General features: G+C 70.6%; 18 protein-coding genes and 1 other RNA gene. 7 read left to right on the forward strand and 12 right to left on the reverse strand.

Features of this window, described 5'->3' with window-relative positions:
- Positions 1 to 78: 78 nt before the first annotated feature.
- The 4 genes from J5V16_RS05940 to glnA all read right to left on the reverse strand — a co-directional run bounded on the left by J5V16_RS05940 (position 79) and on the right by glnA (position 6,162).
- Positions 79 to 1,044 carry a CorA family divalent cation transporter gene (locus tag J5V16_RS05940; protein ID WP_208495178.1) on the reverse strand — a complete coding sequence of 322 codons (966 nt, stop codon included), beginning with the start codon at positions 1,042 to 1,044 and terminating at the stop codon, positions 79 to 81.
- A 441-nt stretch (positions 1,045 to 1,485) separates the two neighbouring features.
- Positions 1,486 to 4,116, reverse strand: a complete 2,631-nt coding sequence (locus tag J5V16_RS05945; protein ID WP_208495179.1) for a bifunctional [glutamine synthetase] adenylyltransferase/[glutamine synthetase]-adenylyl-L-tyrosine phosphorylase — start codon at positions 4,114 to 4,116, stop codon at positions 1,486 to 1,488.
- Positions 4,109 to 4,792 (reverse strand): type 1 glutamine amidotransferase, encoded by a 684-nt coding sequence (locus tag J5V16_RS05950; RefSeq protein ID WP_208495180.1) that lies wholly within the window; start codon positions 4,790 to 4,792, stop codon positions 4,109 to 4,111. Before J5V16_RS05950 ends, J5V16_RS05945 begins: the two co-directional genes overlap by 8 nt.
- Positions 4,793 to 4,809: 17 nt before the next feature.
- On the reverse strand, positions 4,810 to 6,162 hold the full coding sequence (gene glnA, locus J5V16_RS05955; RefSeq protein WP_208495181.1) for a type I glutamate--ammonia ligase: 1,353 nt from the start codon (positions 6,160 to 6,162) through the stop codon (positions 4,810 to 4,812).
- 106 nt (positions 6,163 to 6,268) lie between these two features.
- On the opposite strand from glnA, the gene J5V16_RS05960 reads away from it, so the two are divergent.
- Positions 6,269 to 6,973, forward strand: coding sequence for an MOSC domain-containing protein (locus tag J5V16_RS05960; protein ID WP_208495182.1), 705 nt, complete (start codon positions 6,269 to 6,271; stop codon positions 6,971 to 6,973).
- Positions 6,974 to 7,062: 89 nt separating this feature from the next.
- On the opposite strand, the gene J5V16_RS05965 is transcribed toward J5V16_RS05960, so the two are convergent.
- The 4 genes from J5V16_RS05965 to J5V16_RS05980 form a co-directional block, all read right to left on the reverse strand.
- On the reverse strand, positions 7,063 to 7,749 hold the full coding sequence (locus J5V16_RS05965; RefSeq protein WP_208495183.1) for an HAD family hydrolase: 687 nt from the start codon (positions 7,747 to 7,749) through the stop codon (positions 7,063 to 7,065).
- Positions 7,750 to 7,834: 85 nt separating this feature from the next.
- Positions 7,835 to 8,695: a 3-methyl-2-oxobutanoate hydroxymethyltransferase gene (panB, locus tag J5V16_RS05970; RefSeq protein ID WP_208495184.1), complete on the reverse strand. Its 861-nt coding sequence runs from the start codon at positions 8,693 to 8,695 to the stop codon at positions 7,835 to 7,837.
- Between the two features lie 145 nt (positions 8,696 to 8,840).
- The gene (locus J5V16_RS05975) at positions 8,841 to 10,577 is read right to left on the reverse strand and encodes an NAD+ synthase (protein ID WP_208495185.1); all 1,737 of its coding nucleotides are present in this window, start codon (positions 10,575 to 10,577) and stop codon (positions 8,841 to 8,843) included.
- Between the two features lie 60 nt (positions 10,578 to 10,637).
- Positions 10,638 to 11,396, reverse strand: a complete 759-nt coding sequence (locus J5V16_RS05980; protein WP_208495186.1) for a sulfite exporter TauE/SafE family protein — start codon at positions 11,394 to 11,396, stop codon at positions 10,638 to 10,640.
- Positions 11,397 to 11,427: 31 nt separating this feature from the next.
- Between J5V16_RS05980 and rnpB the strand changes: the two genes are divergently transcribed.
- An RNA gene (rnpB, locus tag J5V16_RS05985) (RNase P RNA component class A) lies at positions 11,428 to 11,814 on the forward strand.
- Between the two features lie 31 nt (positions 11,815 to 11,845).
- On the forward strand, positions 11,846 to 12,625 hold the full coding sequence (locus J5V16_RS05990; protein ID WP_208495187.1) for a hypothetical protein: 780 nt from the start codon (positions 11,846 to 11,848) through the stop codon (positions 12,623 to 12,625).
- On the opposite strand, the gene J5V16_RS05995 is transcribed toward J5V16_RS05990, so the two are convergent.
- The 3 genes from J5V16_RS05995 to ctaC form a co-directional block, all read right to left on the reverse strand.
- Positions 12,622 to 13,056 (reverse strand): NUDIX hydrolase, encoded by a 435-nt coding sequence (locus J5V16_RS05995; RefSeq protein ID WP_255537279.1) that lies wholly within the window; start codon positions 13,054 to 13,056, stop codon positions 12,622 to 12,624. The genes J5V16_RS05990 and J5V16_RS05995 overlap by 4 nt on opposite strands.
- Positions 13,057 to 13,262: 206 nt before the next feature.
- Positions 13,263 to 13,709, reverse strand: a complete 447-nt coding sequence (locus tag J5V16_RS06000; RefSeq protein WP_208495189.1) for a cytochrome c oxidase subunit 4 — start codon at positions 13,707 to 13,709, stop codon at positions 13,263 to 13,265.
- Positions 13,710 to 13,719: 10 nt separating this feature from the next.
- Complete coding sequence (gene ctaC / locus J5V16_RS25420; protein WP_363524890.1) at positions 13,720 to 14,640, reverse strand: aa3-type cytochrome oxidase subunit II; 921 nt, start codon at positions 14,638 to 14,640, stop codon at positions 13,720 to 13,722.
- 141 nt (positions 14,641 to 14,781) lie between these two features.
- Here ctaC and J5V16_RS06010 point away from each other — a divergent pair, with 141 nt between their 5' ends.
- Together J5V16_RS06010 and J5V16_RS06015 are read left to right on the forward strand one after the other, a co-directional pair.
- Positions 14,782 to 15,897, forward strand: coding sequence for a cysteine desulfurase family protein (locus J5V16_RS06010; RefSeq protein WP_208495191.1), 1,116 nt, complete (start codon positions 14,782 to 14,784; stop codon positions 15,895 to 15,897).
- 166 nt (positions 15,898 to 16,063) lie between these two features.
- Positions 16,064 to 16,672, forward strand: a complete 609-nt coding sequence (locus tag J5V16_RS06015) for a superoxide dismutase (RefSeq protein WP_208495192.1) — start codon at positions 16,064 to 16,066, stop codon at positions 16,670 to 16,672.
- Positions 16,673 to 16,891: 219 nt separating this feature from the next.
- Here J5V16_RS06015 and J5V16_RS06020 read toward each other — a convergent pair whose 3' ends face one another.
- Entirely contained in the window at positions 16,892 to 17,506 is a 615-nt protein-coding gene (locus J5V16_RS06020; RefSeq protein ID WP_208495193.1) for a TetR/AcrR family transcriptional regulator, read from the reverse strand.
- A gap of 62 nt (positions 17,507 to 17,568) precedes the next feature.
- On the opposite strand from J5V16_RS06020, the gene J5V16_RS06025 reads away from it, so the two are divergent.
- Positions 17,569 to 18,039 carry a GNAT family N-acetyltransferase gene (locus J5V16_RS06025; protein WP_208495194.1) on the forward strand — a complete coding sequence of 157 codons (471 nt, stop codon included), beginning with the start codon at positions 17,569 to 17,571 and terminating at the stop codon, positions 18,037 to 18,039.
- Positions 18,040 to 18,190: 151 nt separating this feature from the next.
- Positions 18,191 to 18,616, forward strand: a complete 426-nt coding sequence (locus J5V16_RS06030) for a toxin-antitoxin system YwqK family antitoxin (protein ID WP_208495195.1) — start codon at positions 18,191 to 18,193, stop codon at positions 18,614 to 18,616.
- Positions 18,617 to 18,625 lie beyond the last annotated feature (9 nt).

Below are 18,625 nucleotides of genomic sequence, written 5' to 3' on the forward strand. Positions count from 1 at the left end.
CGCCTCCACACCCGCGCTCGCGAGTCGAGAGCGGACGCGGCGGCACCGCCCCTCACTCGTCCCCTCTGGAGGACGGGGCTAGAGCCAGCCGTTGCGCTTGAAACCGCGGTACAGCAGGACGCACACGAGCGCCATCAGCCCCAGCGACATCGGATACCCGACCGCCCAGTGCAACTCGGGCATGTCGTCGAAGTTCATCCCGTAGATCCCCGCGATGATGGTGGGCGCGATGGCGATCGCCGCCCACGCCGAGATCTTCTTCGTGTCCTCGTTCTGCCAGGTGCCGATCTGGCCCTGGTGCGCGGTGAGCACGGTCGCCAGCAGGCTCATGCAGGTCTCGATCGCCGCGTCGACGCGGATCAGATGCCCGGCGACCGCGCCGAAGCCCTTGTGGTGCAAGACGTCGGTGTCGCCGTGCCGCTGCTTGAGCGAGCGGGCGAAGGGCACGAGGGGCCGCACGGCGTTCTGGAACTCCAGGGTCTCGCGGATGAGGAAGTAGATCTCCTGGTTGCGGTCGACGCGCTCGCCGGAGAAGATCGCGCGCTCCAGGTCGTTCACGTCGTCGGTGAGGTCCTCGACCGCGCCGTCGTACTGCTCGACGATCGCGTCGAACAGCGCGTGGACGACCCCGGGCAGGCCCTCGGCGCGGAAGCGGGCGTCCTCGGCGAGGCGGCGGCGAACGGCGGGAACGGGATCGATGACGCCGCGGCGGACCGTGACGAGCGAGCGGCCGTCGGTATAGAAGGTGAGGTCGCCGGTCTCGACCTGCTGGGTCGCCTCGAGGTACCAGACGGTCTTGACGAGGACGAGCACCGCGCCCTCGACGGTCTCGACCTTGGGGCGGCGGTGGGTCGTGTGCGCGGCGTCGACACTGAAACGGTCGAGGCCGAGCGCTTCGAGCGCGGCGGCGAGCAGTTCGGGTTCGGGGGCGTCGAGCTCGACCCACACGAAGGAGTCCTCGGGAGCGGCGTCCCCGCGCAGCTGAGCGGAACCGCCGCGACGGTCCTCGGCCCCGCCGGGCCCGACCACGGTGTAGTCGATCATCCCGCGCCTCCGTTCCCTTCCCGCGCCGCCACGCCACCGCTTCGACGCCTCGTGTTGACGCCGCGGCGCGTTCTCGCCCGCCGCCGACAGACCGTCCCTAGCCCCCACCCACCACTAGAGGGGAAGATACTGTCCCGGCGATCATTGCCCGCCCCACCGACAAGAACCGCCGCCAAACGAACCCTAGCGCCCGGAGTTCACCGGATCGGGTGAACGGTCAGGTCTCATGACGGCAGCACGGTTCTGGAGGAGCGGGCCCTCGCGGGAGCCGACCGCGCAGTGCGCGCGGAGCCTGATCGCCACCGGTGGACGGTGGCCCCCGCGTTCCCCGGTGGTGTTTACGGGAGCCGACCGCTTGGTGCCCGCGGAGCCTGATCGCCACCGGCGAACGGTGCGCCCCCCGCGTTCCCCGGTCAGCGGTCAGCGATCAGCGATCAGCGATCAGGACTCGTAGACGATGCGCTGGGCCGCGTCGTGGGCCCGGCGGGTGAGTCGGCGGTAGTGGTTGAGGAACTGCTCGGTGTCCTCGCCGAAGCCGAGCGTCTGTGCCAGCGCCGCGAGCTCAGGCCCCGAACGCGGCAGGTCGTCGCGCGGCACGCCGCGCGCGAGCGTCATGTCGTTGCGCACCCGCGACACGAACTCCCACGCCTCGCGCAGCGCAGCCAGGTCCTCAGCGCTCAGATACCCGGCCGCCGCGGCGGCCTCCAGGGCCGGCACGGTCCGGGTCGTGTGCAGCGTCGCGTCCTCGCCGTGCTCGAGCTGGAGGAGCTGCGCGGTCCACTCGATGTCCACCAGTCCCCCGCGCCCGAGTTTGGTGTGGCCGTTGGGGTCCGCGCCGCGCGGGAGCCGCTCTGAGTCGACGCGGGCCTTCACCCGCCGGAACTCGATCCGCTCATGCTCGCTGAGCCCGCCGGGCCGGTACCGCACCTTGTCGGCGAACGCCGTCCACGCCTCGCACAGCTCCGGGTCCCCCGCGACCGGCCGCGCCCGCAGCAGCGCCTGGCGCTCCCACAGCCGCGCCCGATCGGCGTAATACCGCTGGTACGCAGGGAAACTCGGCGTGATCGGGCCGCCCTTGCCCTCGGGCCGCAGATCGAGGTCGACCTGGAGCGGCGGGTCGGCGGTCGGCGCCGCCAAAAGGGAGCGCACCGCTTCGACGATGCGGGTGGCGGCCTTGCGCCCGGCGTCGCTCGTTCCAGTGTGGATGAACACGACGTCGGCGTCAGAGCCGAATCCGGTCTCGCGACCCCCCAAGCGGCCCATGCCGATCACGGCGATCGGCGGCGCGTCGGGCACGTCCCGTGAGGCGATGTGGAGGGCCGAGTCGAGCACCGCGTCGGTGAGGTCCGAGAGAGCCAGGCCCACGGCCTGGTCGTCGAGGAGGCCGAGGAGGTCGGCGGCGGCCACACGGATGAGTTCGCGGCGGCGGATCGCGCGCACCGCGCCGATCGCGGCCGTCGGCTCGGCGTGCCGCGCGGCGGCCTGGCTCATGCCCATCGCGAGCTCGGCGCGCGAGCGCGGCGTCAGGTCGGCGTTGTCGGAGAGGTACCGGAGTGATTGCGGCACATGCAGAAGCAGGCTCGTGAAGTAGCGGGACGTGCCGAGGAGCCGGGCGAGGCGCACCGCCGCCGGGCCGCCGTCGCGCAGCAGCCGCAGGTACCAGGGCGTGGATCCGAGCTTGTCGGAGACCTGCCGGTACGCGAGGAGCCCGCGGTCGGGTTCGGGCGAGTCGGCGAGCTCGTGGAGGACGACCGGCAGGAGCGCGCGTTGCACTGTGGCCGTGCGGGAGACGCCGGCGGTGAGCTGCTTGATGTGGGTGAGCGCGCTCGCGGGGTCGGCGAAGCCGAGCACGGCGAGGCGCGAGGCGGCCTCGGACTCGGTCATGCGCAGCTCGTGCGTGGGCACGCGCGTCACGGCGTCGAGCAGGGGTTTGTAGAGGAGCTTCTCGTGCAGGCGGCGCGCGGTGGCCGCGTGCGCGCGCCACGCCGCGAGGAACGCCTCGTCGGTCTGGTACCCGAGGGTCCGGGCGAGGTGGTGGAGCGGTTCGCCGCCTTCGGGGACGCGGTGGGTGCGCAGGAGCCGCTGCAGTTGGAGGCGGTGCTCGACGGTGCGCAGGAAGGTATACGTGTCGGCGAGTTCGTCGCCGTCGCGGCGGGACAGGAATCCCGCGGCCACAAGGACTTCGAGGGCTTCCAATGTGGATCGGACGCGGAGCGTGGCGTCGCCGCGGCCGTGCACGAGCTGGAGCAGCTGCACCGCGAACTCGATGTCGCGCAGGCCTCCCGGGCCGAGTTTGATCTCGAAGCGCCGTTCGGCGCGCGGCACCGACTCGGCGACCTTGCGGCGCATGTCGCGGATGTCGGCGACCACGCCGGGCCGGTCGGCCGCGCCCCAGATGAACGGCTGCACCGCCGCGAGCCAGTCGAGGCCGAGCTGCAGGTCCCCCGCGGCGGGCCGGGCCTTCAAGAGCGCCTGGAACTCCCAGGTCCGCGCCCAGTCCTTGAGGTAGGCGAGGTACGAGTCGACCGAGCGCACGAGCGCGCCGTGGCGGCCCTCGGGGCGCAGGCCCGCGTCGACGGGCCACGTTGCGGGACCGACGATCTGGATCATGCGGGCGGCCTGGCGGGTGGCGAGGTCGAGGTCGCCTTCCGCGACGAACACTACGTCCACATCGGAGACATAGTTGAGCTCCTCGGCGCCGGTCTTGCCCATGGCGACGACCGCCAGGCGGGTGTCGCCGGCGCTGTTCGCAGGGTCCAGCTCCGCACGCGCGAGCGCGAGGCCGCGGGCGAGCACCGCGTCCGCGAGGCGCGACAGCGCGCCCGAGGTGGCGCGCAGGTCCGCGCCTCCGGTGAGGTCGCGCGCGGCGATGCGCAGCAGGTTGGCCTTCCACGCGCCGTTCAGCCCGGTCGCGGCCGCGTCCCGGATGCGGGCGAGGCCGGCGTCCTCGTCCTCGGTGAGCGCGGGCTCGACCTCGGGGTGGGCGCGCAGGAAGTCGGCCAGCGCGTTGCTCGCCTCGACGACGGCTTGGCGGGCCTCGTCGGCGCCGACGCTCTTCTCGGACTCAGGCATCGAGGACCGGCAGCGCCTTCCGCTCGCCGGCGGCGACGCGCGCGAACCGCTGGAGGATCGGCTTCCAGGTGTTGACGATGTGCTCGTCGACCTCGGCGGCCTTGGCGAGGGCGGATTCGTCGAAGTCGCCGAATCCGGCCAGCTGCTCGGGGGTGAACTCGAAGTGGGACTGGACGCCCCAGGCGGTGTCGCGGATGCGGAAGACCTCGAGCGCGCCCTGCGGGGAGGCGGCCAGGAGGGTGGCCTCCGGGGGGAGTTCGACGAGTTCCTGGCGGCGCCAGCGGATCACGTCGATCGTCATGGGCGCGGGGCCGAAGATGAGGTCGCGTCCGGCGGCGTCGCGCTTGGCGAGCATGCGGGGACCGAAGGGCTCGTCGCGGTCTTCGACGACGCCGCCGAACGCGGCGGCGAGCATGCGCGCGGAGGAGCAGATGGCGAAGACGGGGGTGGTGTCGGCGACGGCGGTCTCCATGAGCCCGCCGAGTTCGTCGCTCCAGTCCTTGCCGCGTCCGCCTCCGAGGGCGATGAGGGCGTCGTGCCCTCCGGCGGAGTTCGGTACGGCCTCACCGAGGTGGGGCCGTACCGTGTCGAGTTCCATGCCGGCCTCGGCGAGCCATGCGGCGGCTCGGCCGAGGCCCTGGGCGGGGTCGTTCTCGATGACGAGTGCGGTGCTCACCCGTCCATGCTAATCGGTTACAGATTGATGTACCGCTTGCGTTCGAAGGCCGTCACTTGGGTGCGGTAGTCCTCCCACTCCTGGCGCTTGTTCTTCAGGAAGTAGTCGAAGACGTGCTCGCCGAGGATCTCGGGGACGAGCTCGGAGGACTCCATGGCGTCGAGGGCCTCGGAGAGGTTCGACGGGAGCGGCTGGTAGCCGGCGGCGGTGCGCTCCTTGTTGGTGAGCGCGGAGACGTCGTCCTCGGTGCCCGGGGGCAGCTCGTAGCCTTCCTCGATGCCCTTGAGGCCGGCGCCGAGGAGCACGGCGTAGGCGAGGTACGGGTTGGTCGCGGAGTCGAGCGAGCGGATCTCGACGCGGGCCGAGTTTGGCTTGCCGTAGGCCGGGACGCGCACGAGCGCGGAGCGGTTGGCCTTGCCCCAGGAGACGTACGAGGGCGCCTCGGAGATCTGGCCGGGCTGCGGGCTGGTGAAGAGCCGCTTGTAGGAGTTGACCCACTGGTTGGTGATCGCGGTGAACTCGGGCGCGTGGCGCAGGAGTCCGGCGATGAAGGCCTTCGCGGTCTTGGAGAGCCGCTGCTCGTCGCCCGGGTCGTGGAAGGCGTTGTCCTCGCCTTCGAAGAGCGAGAGGTGGCTGTGCATGCCGGAGCCGGGCTGCGTGTTGTACGGCTTGGGCATGAAGGAGGCGGTGACGCCGGAGGTGAGCGCGACCTCCTTGATGGTGTGCCGGAACGTCATGATGTTGTCGGCGGTGGTGAGCGCGTCGGCGTAGCGGAGGTCGATCTCCTGCTGGCCGGGGGCGACCTCGTGGTGGGAGAACTCGACGGAGATGCCGATGCGCTCGAGCGCGAGGATCGCCTGGCGGCGGAAGTCGCGGGCCACGGAGTGCGTGGTGTGGTCGAAGTAGCCGCCGTCGTCGACGGGCTCGGGCTTGTCGCCGGTCTCCGGGAAGATGTCCTTGAACAGGAAGAACTCGATCTCGGGGTGCACGTAGAAGGTGAACCCGCGGTCGGCGGCCTTGGAGAGGGCGCGGCGGAGCACGTGGCGCGGGTCGGCCCAGGACGGTGCGCCTTCGGGGGTGAGGATGTCGCAGAACATGCGGGCGGACTCGCCGATGCCGCGGCCTTCGAACGGGAACACCTGGAACGTGGTGGGGTCGGGCATGGCGACCATGTCCGACTCGTAGACGCGCGCGAAGCCTTCGATGGCGGAGCCGTCGAAGCCGATGCCCTCGTCGAACGCGGACTCGAGCTCGGCGGGGGCGACGCTCACGGACTTGAGCGTTCCGAGGACGTCCGTGAACCACAGCCGCACGAAGCGGATGTCGCGTTCTTCGAGCGTGCGAAGCACGAACTCCTTCTGGCGTTCCATGGTGTCCTCCTAGATCCTGGGGCCGCAATTGTCTCACCTGTTTATGTCACCGACGTTAACGCAGGCAGATGGCCGCTAAAACGTGAGCCTAGGTACATTGGTGAGCATGTTCGCAGGCGATGTCAAAGAGTTGTGGCGGTATCCGGTGAAGGGGCTGCGGGGCGAGTCCCTGCGGTCGGCGGTGGTCGATTTCGACGGGCTGGCGGGCGACCGCCTGTTCGGCCTGTTCGAGCCGGGCTCGGATAATGCCGTGTGGGGTGGGAGCCATCCCAAGATGATGGGCTGGGAGGCGGCGTGGCCCGCGCAGTGCGGCTGCGCCGACGCCGTGTCGGGCGACCCGGTGCTGTACGAGCCGGGCGGGGCGGCGTGGGGCGCGAGCGAGGCGGGGCTGCCCGAGCGGCTGGCCGAGACGATCGACGCCAAGAAGGGCGTCGAGATCCGCAAGGTCAAGCGCGACTACGGGCGCATCCTGGTGGTGTTCGAGGCGAGCCTGCGGAAGCTGAGCGAGCAGATGGGCCGCGAGATCGAGGCGGCGCGGTTCCGCCCGAACGTGGTCGTGGCCGCCGACTTGGAGCCCTTTGCGGAGTATCAGCTCGAGCGCGGCCTCCCGATCCGGTTGGGCGACAACGAGTTCACGCTGCAGAAGCCGTGCGAGCGGTGCGTGCTGCCGAGCTGGGAGCCCCACGGCGCCAACGTGCGCGACATGGACCTGCACAGGCACATCATCAAGGAGCTGGACAACCACTTCGGGATCTACCTGCGGGTGAGCGACCCGGTGACGATCAAGGTGGGCGACGCGGTCAGCGCCTGACCGCTCCTGGACGACAGGACGCCCTGAGCCGGGGATCGGTCGGCTCAGGGCGCATCCCCAGCATAAGGCGTGGGTGCGACAAGCTGGGTTCACGCGGGGCGTTCCGCGACCCACCGGTGGATGAACGGGTACAGCTCCTCAAGGGACGTCGCCGCGGCGGTGGCACGCGGCCAGGGCCGCCCGTAGTGGTCGATGTACGCGGTCGCGCAGCCGCGGTCGGCGGCGGGGGCGAGGTCGTTGCGGGGGATGTCGCCGATGCTGAGCAGGGCCTCGGCCGGGCGCTCCTCGAGCAGCTCGTCGAGGATCGCGTCCATGCTCTCGGGCTTGCCCGCGTCGCCGATCACGTGGTCGAAGAGGCCGTCCAGCCCGAGGCGTTCGAGCGAGGGCTCGAGGCTCGACGCGGGAGCGTTGGTCACCAGCGCCACCTCGACGCCGCGCGGCAGGCCCCACACGAACTCCTGGAATCCCTTCGGGGCCCAGATCGCGAACTCGCCGGCGGCCATGCGCTTGCGGGTCTCGGCGTACGCCTCGGCGCGGATCAGGTCGTCGACGCCGAACTCGCCCGCGAGGCGGCGCACGGCGTTGTCGGCGTCGTAGGCGTCGAAAGTGGAGGCGGTGGTGGGCTTGCCGGCGACGAAGGCGGCGTGCGCGGCCAGGAAGGCGCGCTCGTCCTCGCGGTCGAGGTGGGAGGCCACGAGGCGGGCGTAATGGGTGGCGTGCTCGGTGCCGAGCCGCACGGTGCCGTCGTAGTCGAACAGCAGGATGGCGTCGTTCACGTACTGAGACGCTACGCGAAAGGTCGCCCCGCCCAAAGGGCAAGGCGACCAGACTCACGACTTATTCGAAGCCGCGGGGCTCCGTCTATTCGAAGCTGTGGGCTTTGGTGGGGAACTCCCCGGCCCGCACCTCGTCGGCGAAGTCCTTCGCGGCGTTCTGCAGGACGTCGGCGACCTCCGCGTAGCGCTTGACGAACCGCTGCGGGCGGCCGCGGCGGAGCCCGGCCATGTCCTGCCAGACGAGGACCTGCGCGTCCGTGTCCGGCCCGGCGCCGATGCCGATCGTGGGGATCGGGAGCTGCTTGGTGATCTCGGCGGCGACCGAGGCGGTGACCATCTCGAGGACCACGGCGAACGCCCCGGCGTCGGCCACGGCGTGCGCGTCGGCCTCGACCTCGGCGGCCTGGGCGTCGCGGCCCTGCACCCGGTAGCCGCCGACCGCGTGCTCGCTCTGCGGCGTGAACCCGATGTGGGCCATGACGGGGATGCCCGCGTTGGTGAGGGCCCGGATCTGCTCGGCCATGCGGCGGCCGCCTTCGAGCTTGACGGCGTGGGCGCCGGCCTTCATGAACCGCACCGCGGTCTCGAGGGCCTGCGCCGGTCCGGCCTCATAGGAGCCGAACGGCATGTCGGCGACGACGAGGGTCCGCTCGGTCGAGCGGGCGACGGCCGCCACCAGCGGCACGAGCTCGTCGAGCGAGACCTGGAGGGTCGTCTCGTAGCCGTAGACGTTGTTGGCGGCCGAGTCGCCGACGAGCAGCGCCGGGATGCCGGCCTCGTCGAAGAGCGCGGCCGTGTACATGTCGTAGGAGGTCAACATCGCCCACTTCTCACCGCGCTCTTTGGCTTCGATGAGGTGGCGGGTGCGGACGCGTTTGACGTTCTTGCCCGGCCCGTACAGGCTCGGGATCTCGTCGGGGGAAGTGTTCGTCGATGCGGACGTCATCGTCGTGCTCCTGAATCTCCTCGTGGCCGGCCTCGCCGGTCCCCGGGCATTACCCGATCCAAACTAACGCTCGTCGATGTCCTTGTCATCCGTCGAAGCGCTTGCTGTGACAAATCACCCGGGGCCGGAGCCCCGGGTGAGGTGACTACTTGCCGCGGAAGTGGTTGGTGATCGGGAGTCTGCGGTCGCGGCCGAAGGACTTCACGGTGATCTTCGTGCCCGGCGCCGACTGGCGGCGCTTGTATTCGGCGCGGTCCACGAGCCCGGCGATGCGCTCGACCACGTCGGCCGGGTAGCCCTGCTCGACCAGGTCCTCGCGGCCCGCGTCGCCGTCGACGTAGCCGACGAGGATGCCGTCGAGCACCGCGTAGTCGGGCAGCGAGTCCGAGTCGAGCTGGTCGGGGCGCAGCTCCGCGCTCGGCGGCTTCAGGATGATGTTCTCCGGGATCGGCTCGGTCTCGCCCAGGCCTCGGGCCTTCTCGTTGCGCCAGTTCGCCAGCTCGTAGACAAGGGTCTTGAGCACGTCCTTGATCGGCGCGAAGCCGCCGCACGAGTCGCCGTACAGCGTCGAGTAGCCCACGGCGTACTCGCTCTTGTTGCCCGCCGCGAGCACCAGGTGCCCGTGCTGGTTCGACAGGGACATCCAGATGACGCCGCGCACGCGGGCCTGCAGGTTCTCCAGCGCGAGACCCGAGACGGCGATCTCGGAGAGGTAGGCGTCGACGATCGGCTGGATCGGCTCCACGACGTGGTGGAGGCCGCAGCGCTGGGCGAGGTCGGCCGCGTCGTCGAGCGAGTGCTGCGACGAGAACTGGCTCGGGTTCGCGACGGTGTAGACGCGGTCGCCGCCGATCGCGTCGCGGGCGAGGACCGCGGTGACGGCCGAGTCGATGCCGCCGGAGAGGCCGAGCAGGACCGACGGGAAGCCGTTCTTGTTCACGTAGTCGGCCAGGCCGAGGCGCAGGGCCTCCCAGACCTCCTCGAGGCGGTCGAGGTCGGGCGCGAACGACGGCTCGATGCGCGTCTCGACCACCGCGGGCTCCTCGGAGAGGACGTGCAGCGACGTGCTCATCAGCGAGGACGAGTGGTTCGCGATGGAGCGGCCGCCCGCGGCGGCGCATTCGACGTCCGTGACGAGCAGTTCGGAGGCGAAGCGGCGGGCGCTCGAAATGATCGAGCCGTCGGCGCCGACGATCATCGAACCGCCGTCGAACACCAGGTCGTCCTGGCCGCCGACCGTGTTCAGGTACGCGACCGGGGCGCGCACCTGAGCGGCGCGCTCGGTGACGACGGCGAGGCGACGCTCGTGCTTGCCCTGCTCGTACGGCGAGGCGTTGATATTGATCACGAGGCCGGCGCCGGCCTCCTCGGCGACGGTGAACGGCACGCCGCCCCACACGTCCTCGCAGACGGTGAAGGCCACGTCGACCCCGCCGATGCGGGCGAGGTGCAGCTCATGGCCTGCGACGAACCAGCGGTCCTCGTCGAAGACCCCGTAGTTCGGAAGATGGTGCTTGTAGTAGCGGAACAGGACCTTGCCGTCCTGAAGCAGCGCCAAGGCGTTGCGGATGCCGTGACCTGTGGTGGAGCCGACGGGGCCGTCCGCGTCCAGATATCCGACGGCGACGGGCAGCGATCCGTTCCCGTCCTCGGCGAGTTCTTCGGCGAGGCGGACGAGGCGGTCGCGGCTGGCCTCCACGAAGGAGTGGCGCAGCGCGAGGTCCTCGACCGGGTAGCCGGTGAGGGACTGCTCGCCGGTCGCGAGCAGGTGCGCCCCGGCGGCCGCGGCCGCGGAGGCGGCCCGGCGAATGAGGTCGGCGTTGTGGTCGAGGTCGCCCACGATGGGGTTGTCCTGGGCGAGTGCGATTCGGAGCGTCGGCATAGGCCTATTCTTCCGCGCCCGCACCGGCCCCGTCACCGGAGTTCCGGGAAGTGGTCTGGATCAGAGCGAGCGGACCAGCAGGACCCCGGAGAGCACGAGGCCGTAGACGACGATCGCGATCCGAAGCGGCCGTTCCGGAATGCGCTGGAAGACCCGCGCCCCCACGTACCCGCCGATGAACGTCGCGGGCACGAGCACGCCGATCGCCCACCACGCCACGTCGGCCCAGAAGCCGTACATGACCGTGGTCACGACGCCCACGAGCATCGTGCAGAAGTTCTTGAGCGCGCCCACACGGCCGAGCGTCTCGGAGACGCCCATGGCGATCACGGCGATGAGGATGAGCCCCAGCGCGGCGTTGAAGTACGAGCCGTAGAGGCACCCGGCGAACACGCCGATGTGGAGGACCACGGGGTGGAGCTCGTGGCCGCCGTTGAGCTTGGTGACCTTCCGGTTCACCCACGGGCCGATCGCCATGAGCACGGTCGCGGCGAGCACCAGGAACGGCACGATCGCCTCGAACACCGAGTGCGGGGTGTTGAGCAGCAGCAGCGCCCCGCACGCCGACGCGACCAGCGCGGTGGGGATGAGCAGCAGCGCCCGGCGCTTCTGGCCCCTGAGGTTCTCGCGGGACCCGACCGCGGCGGCCGCGTAGGCGGGGGCGACGGCGATGCCGTTCGTGGCGTTCGCCTGGAGCGGCGGGACGCCGACCGCCATCAGGGTCGGGTACGTGATGAGCGAGCCGCCTCCGGCCACGGCGTTGAGGCCGCCGCCGACGAGGCCGGCGAGCAGCAGTGCGGAGACCTGGAGCAGATTCATGGCTCAGGCAGCGTACGCTTGATCGCTGGAACGAGTCGGCCAGGCGGTCGCGGCGGATGCGGGAGACCACATCCGGCGAGGAACGTCCGGGCTCCACAGGGCAGGGTGGTTGCTAACGGCAACCCGGGGCGACCCGCGGGAAAGTGCCACAGAAAGCAGACCGCCAGTCTCGACTGGTAAGGGTGAAACGGTGGTGTAAGAGACCACCAGCGCCGCCGGTGACGGCGACGGCTCGGTAAACCCCACCCGGAGCAAGGTCAAGAGGAGCCGCGAGGCTCTGCGTGAAGGTCCGAGGGCGGCCCGCCCGAACCCCGCCAGGGGTGCCTTCACGGGTAGACCGCTCGAGCGCGCCGGCGACGGCGCGCCTAGATGGATGACCGCTCAACGACAGAACCCGGCGTATCGGTCGGCTCGTTCCACTGCTTGTACCCCTGGTGTGAGGGCGGTTGATGTTCGAGGTCGTGGGTGCCAGCAGGGCCGGTGGGGCGGCGGCCAATGAGGATTCGTTCAGGCATGGGGATTCGTGGGCGCTGGTCCTGGACGGGATCACGCGGTATCCCGATGACGGTTGCGTTCATGATGTGCCGTGGTACGTGGAGGGGCTGGGGGCGGCGGTCGCTGCTCGGGTCGGGGATTCGCGGATCGGTTTGAAGGCGGTGCTGGCGGAGGCCATTGCGGTGGTGAGCGACCGGCATGCGGGGACGTGCGATCTGGGGAATCCGGTGACGCCCGGGGCGACGGTGGGGATCGTCCGGGTGGTGGGGGAACGCGTCGAGTGGCTGGTGCTCGGGGACTGCGAGGTCGCCAGGCGCGGGCGGGACCCGTACATCGAGAGGAAGTCCGACGGCAGGTTGCTGCGGGTGCCGGATCGGCCTGCGTCGGTGGACGTGGGCGGGATCTGGCGGTGGCCGGTCGAGTACGTCGCGCGGGTGCGCAATCGGGAGGGCGGGTACTGGGTGGCGGCCGCCGATCCGGGGGCGGCGGCGATGGCGTTCACCGGGTCGTGGCCGATGGAGTCGGCCGACGAGCTGCTGCTCTGTACGGACGGGTTGACCAGGTTGCACGCGCATCCGGAGTACACGTCGCACCTCATGTTCGAGGTGGCGGCGGCGGAGGGTGTGGAGGCGCTGATCGATCTCGTGCGGGAGTTCGAGGAGCACCATCCCGCGGCCGGCGGGTGGTCGAAGCGCCATGATGACGCGACCGGGGTGCTGGTGCGGCTCCGCTAGTCGGCCAGGGGGCCGAGGCCGTAGTGGGCGAGGAGTTTCGCGGTCGCGCGGGTCATGTCGGGGAGGTCGTCGACAGGGTGCCAGCCGGCGTCCCAGACTTCGTGGCCGTCGACGAGGATCTGGGTGGTCTCGGGGTCGCGTTCGAGGTGGAAGACGTTGTCGACCCAGCGGCCGGAGGTGTGGACGACCGCGCACGGGTTGGCGGGGACGAGCTCGGCGAGGTCGGCTTCGATGCCGGTCTCCTCGGCGAGTTCGCGGCGGGCGCCCTCGATGGGCTGCTCGCGGCGGTTGAGGAGGCCCGCGGGGAGGGTCCAGCGCTTGCCGGGGGGCTGACGGAGCATGAGCAGCCGTTCGCGCCCGGCGTCCATGACGAGGACGACCGATCCGAGCGTGTAGGTCGGCGTGGCGATCCGCACGATCCGGCGCCGCATCGGGTGCGGCAGGTTGTAGAACACGACTCCGGCGAGGCGCCGCAGCAGCGGCGCCTTCCGGCGCTGCACAGAGGGAGTCACCGCCACACCCTACCCAGGGGGTCCGAGACGGTGCGCAGGCGGCGTGGCGGACCCGTTGGGGCGTCGGAAGAGCGGGACACGACGACGGCCCGGCGCATCAGCGCCGGGCCGTGGTCGAAAGCGTCTTACTGCGGGCCGAGCTTGCGGGTGCCCGTGTAGTACTCGAAGGTCAGGCCGCCGACGGCGAAGAGGATCGCGACGCCGCCCGCGAACATCATCCACGGGAGCCAGAACACGACGCCCAGACCGGCGAACACGGCGGTGAACGCCAGGCCCAGCGGCCAGTACGAGCCGGGGCTGAAGAAGCCGACCTCGCCCGAGACGTCGGAGATCTCCCCGTCGGGGCGGTCCTCCGGGCGCGGGTCGATGCGGCGGGAGATCACCCAGAACACCAGCCACACCATGCCGGTGAGCAGGCCCGAGAAGATCAGGGCGACGGTGCCGACCCATTCGACCTCGCCCGGCACGCCGTAAGCGGGGTTCTCGTTGTACCAGGTGACGTACCCGTAGATGGCCGCGAAGATGAACATCGAGACCATCACGATGAAAAAGAGGCGGTTCTCAGTCTTCATTGGTGCTCCCCTAGCTCGCTTCGCCAGTGGCCTGGTCGGTGTCGAACGGGTGGGTCGTGACGGCGTAGGGCTCCTGGCCGATGGACTCCAGCGCCTCCGGCGTGGTCATGCCCTCGACGCGGGCGTTCACGAACGCCTCGTAGTCCTCGGGCGAGACGACGCGCATCTCGAAGTTCATGAAGGCGTGGTAGGCGCCGCAGAGCTCGGCGCAGCGGCCCACGAAGGTGCCCTCGGAGTTGAAGTCGACCTCCCAGCGGGTGGTCTGCGCGTCCGAGCCCGGGATGAGGTCGCGCTTGAAGAGCAGGTCGGGGACCCAGAAGGAGTGGATGACGTCCTCGGCGGTGCCGACGAAGCGGACGTCGTCCTCGTTGGGGACCACGATGACGGGGATGTAGCCCGAGTCCCCGGTCTCGGTGACGGGCTGGCCGTCGGCGCCGACGAGCGGTTCGCACTCGCTGTCGGAGTAGGTGAACTGCCAGTTCCACTTGAACGCGGTCACGTTGGTGCAGGACTTGGGGTCCTCGCTCATCTCGGTGACGTTGTCCTGCACGACCACGGTGTAGTAGAAGAGGACGCCGATGAGCACGAACGGGAGTGCCGTGAAGGTGAGCTCGGCGGGCAGGTTGTACTTGGTCTGGCGGGGCAGCTCGGTGTCGCTGTCCTTCTTCTTGTAGGCGGCGATGCACCAGAAGGTCAGGCCCCAGACGATGACGCCGACCGCGAGCGCGGCGACCGTGGAGCCGATCCACAGGTCGAACATCTGCTCGGACTGGGTCGTGGGGCGCGTGCGCGGCCAGCCCAGGTAGAACGCGTCGTCAAGGCTGCACCCCGCGAGCACGATCGGGAGCAGCGCGGCGATCCCGGTGAGACCTATCGCGCGGCGGGCTCGGCCGCGACGTTCTCGGGACGGTTTTCCGACCACCTGTCTCATGCCTTTCTCAGCGCTCGGCTCCGCGTCCGCCGCCGGGCGGGCGGCAAGGCGCAGATCTTGACGGCAAGAGCCTACTGCTTGGCCCGGGCCCGGGAGTGCAAGGGGTTGGGTTCGCGGCGGGAAGTCTTCTACATTTGACAGGTGACCGACACCTACTTCGACGGCGCGACCGCGCAGCCGCCCCATCCGGCGGCCCGCGATGCTTATGCTGCGGCTTTGTCGGAGGGCTGGGCGGGCCCCGGCAGACTGTACACATTGGGCCGGCGGTCGCGGATGCTGCTGGAGGCGGCCCGCCAGTCGGCGGCCGCGTCACTGGGCGTGAGCCCTGATGAGGTCACTTTCACATCGAGCGGGACACAGGCCGTGCACGCGGGCGCACTCGGCGTCATCGCCGCCCGGAGCGAGCCGGGGCCGCTGGTGCACAGCGCGGTGGAGCACTCGTCGGTGCTGCACGCGGCGGAGTGGCACGAGCGTTCGGGCGGGACTGTCGTCTCGGTGCCGGTGGACCGGCGGGGGCGCGTGGACGCCGACCCGCTCGCGGGGATCGACGATGCGTCGATGCTGGTCGTGCAGAGCGCGAACCACGAGGTGGGCACCCGGCAGCCGATCGCCGAGATCGCGGCGAACGCGGACGGCGTGCCGCTGATGGTGGACGCGGCGGCGAGCCTGCCGTGGGAGCCGGTGCCCGAGGGGTGGTCGGTGCTGGCCGCCAGCGCCCGGAAGTGGGGCGGGCTGGCGGGGGCCGGGATCCTCGTGGTGAGGAAGGGGACGCGCTGGCGCAATCCGTTCCCTGGGGAGGACTCTTCTATCCGGGAGGCGATCGGCGAGGTCGACGTGCCGGCGGCGGTGGCCGCGGCGGCATCGCTGCGGGCGGTGGCGGCCGAGCGTGAGGAGCTTTCGAAGCGGGTGCGGGCGATGACCGAGCGGATCCGCGAGCACATCGCCGAGACGGTGCCGGAGGTCGAGCTGCCGGGCGATCCGGTGGACCGGCTGCCGCACATCGTCACGTTCTCGTGCCTCGGGGTGGACGGCGAGGTGCTGCTGACCGAGTTGAACCGGGCGGGGTTCGCGGTGTCGTCGGGTTCGGCATGCGCTTCCACGCGGTTGCGGCCTTCGCATGTGCTGCAGGCGATGGGGGTGCTCAGCCACGGGAACGTGCGGGTGTCGCTGCACCGGGAGACCACTGAGGACGAGGTGGACCGGTTCCTGGAGGTGCTGCCGGGGATCGTGGAGGGCATCCGGCGGCTGTCGCGCTGAGCCCTGGTTGGGGTTGTGCGCCTTGGGTTTTCGAGGGTCGTTCGGACTCTGGTCTTAAGACGATGGGGATCACGGGGCGACCCGTGCCCGGTTCTATTGCACATGACTTGCAACTGTGAAAGTGTGGCGACAACATTCGTACTGCCGAAGAGTGAGAGAGGCGACGATGACCGTCTACACGCTGCCCGACCTGCCCTACGACTACGGTTCGCTGGAGCCGCACATCAACGGGCACATCCTAGAGCTGCACCACGACAAGCACCACGCCGCTTACGTCAAGGGCGCCAACGACATGCTCGAGCGCATCGACGAGGCGCGCGAGAAGGGCGACTTCAGCGGGATCGTGGGGCTGGAGAAGACCCTCGCGTTCAACGTCTCGGGGCACGTGCTGCACTCCCTCTATTGGGAGAACATGAGCCCGGACGGCGGCGGGCGCCCTGAGGGCGAGCTGGCCGAGGCGATCGACGAGTACTTCGGGTCGTTCGAGGGCTTCCACGGGCAGCTCTCAGCGGCGACGACGCTCGTGCAGGGGTCGGGCTGGGGCGTGCTGTCGTACGAGCCGACCTCGAAGCGGCTCATCGTGGAGCAGGTCTACGACCACCACGGGAACGTCGCGCAGACCTCGGTGCCGCTGCTGGCGTTCGACGCGTGGGAGCACGCGTACTACCTGCAGTACAAGAACGTCCGCCCGGACTTCGTGAAGGCGATGTGGGAGGTCGTGAACTGGCAGGACGTGGCGGCGCGGTACGCGGCGGCGACCGCGAAGGCCGCTTAGCAGGCCGTGTGGCGGGCCGCTTAACCGGCCGCGTAAAGGGCCGCTTTACCGGCCGCTTGGGGACGGCCGTCCCCAACCCCCACCCTCCCGAGAGGGGCAAAGAAGGTAGGCCCAGCCTGGCAGCCGGGTCCGACAAGAATCCGCGCTGCCGGGCCGCCCCGGCCGGAACTTCACCCGGAGGCGGGAAGCGAAGCGAGGGCTCCGCGCTTTCCGAGAGCGTCAGGCCGGACCGAGCCCCAGGGCTTCGAGCATCTGGTCGAGCGCCGCCTCCTGGGCCGCCGGGCCGTACGTCTCCGGGTCGAAGCAGGCGAGTTGCGCGGCGCCTTCGGCGACGCTCATCAGGGCGAAGACCGCGGTGGCGACCCGTTCGCTCCCCCAACCCGGAGCCGAGGCCGCCACGAGGCGGGAGACGCGGTCGCGCCAGGCCCGGTTGTTCCTGCGATGCAAGGCGATGAGGTCCTCGTCGCCGACAGAGGCCGCGAGGAAGCCCGTCCAGACCAGGGCTTCCTGCGCGGAGTCCTCGTCGAGCGCCATTCCCTGGGCGAGGATCGCGCGGAGGGCCGCTCGCGGGGTCGCGGCCTCGGCTTCGAGGCGTTCGACGCGGTCCCGGGTGCGCTCGTGCAGCAGGTCCCGGGCGTGGGCCAGGAGTGCCTTGCGGCCGGGGAAGCGGTGCATCACGAGACCCGTGGTGCATCCGGCGACGGCGGCGACGGCGCGGATCGTCAGGTGCTCGATCCCCTTGCCGGCCAGGGTGCTCCAGACCGCCTCCGAGATCCGCTCCTGCTGCGCCTCGTGATCGGCTCGGCGTGCGATGGCCCGCTCCCCTCGTAGCATCTTGTCGTAACAAGTGTTACCGTAACATCTGTTACGACCACTGCGACGGCGAGGACCCCATCATGCAGACCACCGCCTCCTGGACCATCGACGTCCGCGACTGGGAAGACCCGCAAGGCATCGCGCTGCGTGCGAGCCAGCGCGCCGAGCTCGACGAGCGCTACGGCTGCGACGACCACGAGCCCGGTCCGCTGCCGTCCGCCGAGGACGTGGCGGTGTTCCTCATGGCCTTCGGACCGGACGGCGCCGCGATCGGCTGCGGCGCGCTCCGCGAGCTCGACGCCGGGTCCGCCGAGATCAAGCGCATGTACGTCGTCCCCGGTTCGCGCGGCTCCGGCGTCGCGGCCGCCCTGCTCGCCGCGCTCGAGGACGCCGCCCGCGACCGGGGCTGGACCACCGTGAAGCTCGAGACCGGCGACGAGCAGCCCGAGGCGATCCGCTTCTACGAGCGCGAGGGCTACCACCGCATCCCCCGCTTCGGGCACTATGCCGACTGGGACATCTCGGTCTGCTACGCGAAGTCCCTCGGCTAGCGAGCCGCTGAAGCCCGGCCGCGTCGGCCGCTTCCAGCAAGGCCGCGCACGACCTCCTCGAAGCCTGAGTACGCGTACCGGGGAGCGCCTAGGCTCGGCGGTGGGCCGCGCGCACCCGGAGGCGCGGCCGCCGAGCCGAGAGGAGCCGGCCATGGGAAGACCCGACGCGCCGCGGCCTGAAGACGCCCCGAACCGCCTCGACGACGAGGGCCGCAAGACCGGCCTCTGGGCCGAGGAGGACGCCCACGGCGGCTTCGTCGTCGGCGAGTACGTCGCCGGCCAGCGCGAAGGCATCTGGCGCCACTACGCGGACGACGGCCGCCTGCGCTCCGAAGGCGGGTACGCGGACGGGCTCCTGCACGGGCAGTGGACCTGGTGGCGCGCGAACGGCCAGCTGCTGCAGCGCGGCGACTTCGACCACGAGAAGCGCCACGGGCTCTGGGAGCGCTGGACGGCCGAAGGCTCGCTCATCGACAGCGGCCGCTACGAGCAGGACGAGAAGGTCGGCGAGTGGCACTACTACCACCCCGACGGCACCATCAAGAAGACGACGGTCCACAAGCCCCGCAAGCAGTGACGGGCCGGG

Source organism: Glycomyces niveus (genome assembly GCF_017592475.1).
Lineage (GTDB): Bacteria > Actinomycetota > Actinomycetes > Mycobacteriales > Micromonosporaceae > Glycomyces > Glycomyces niveus.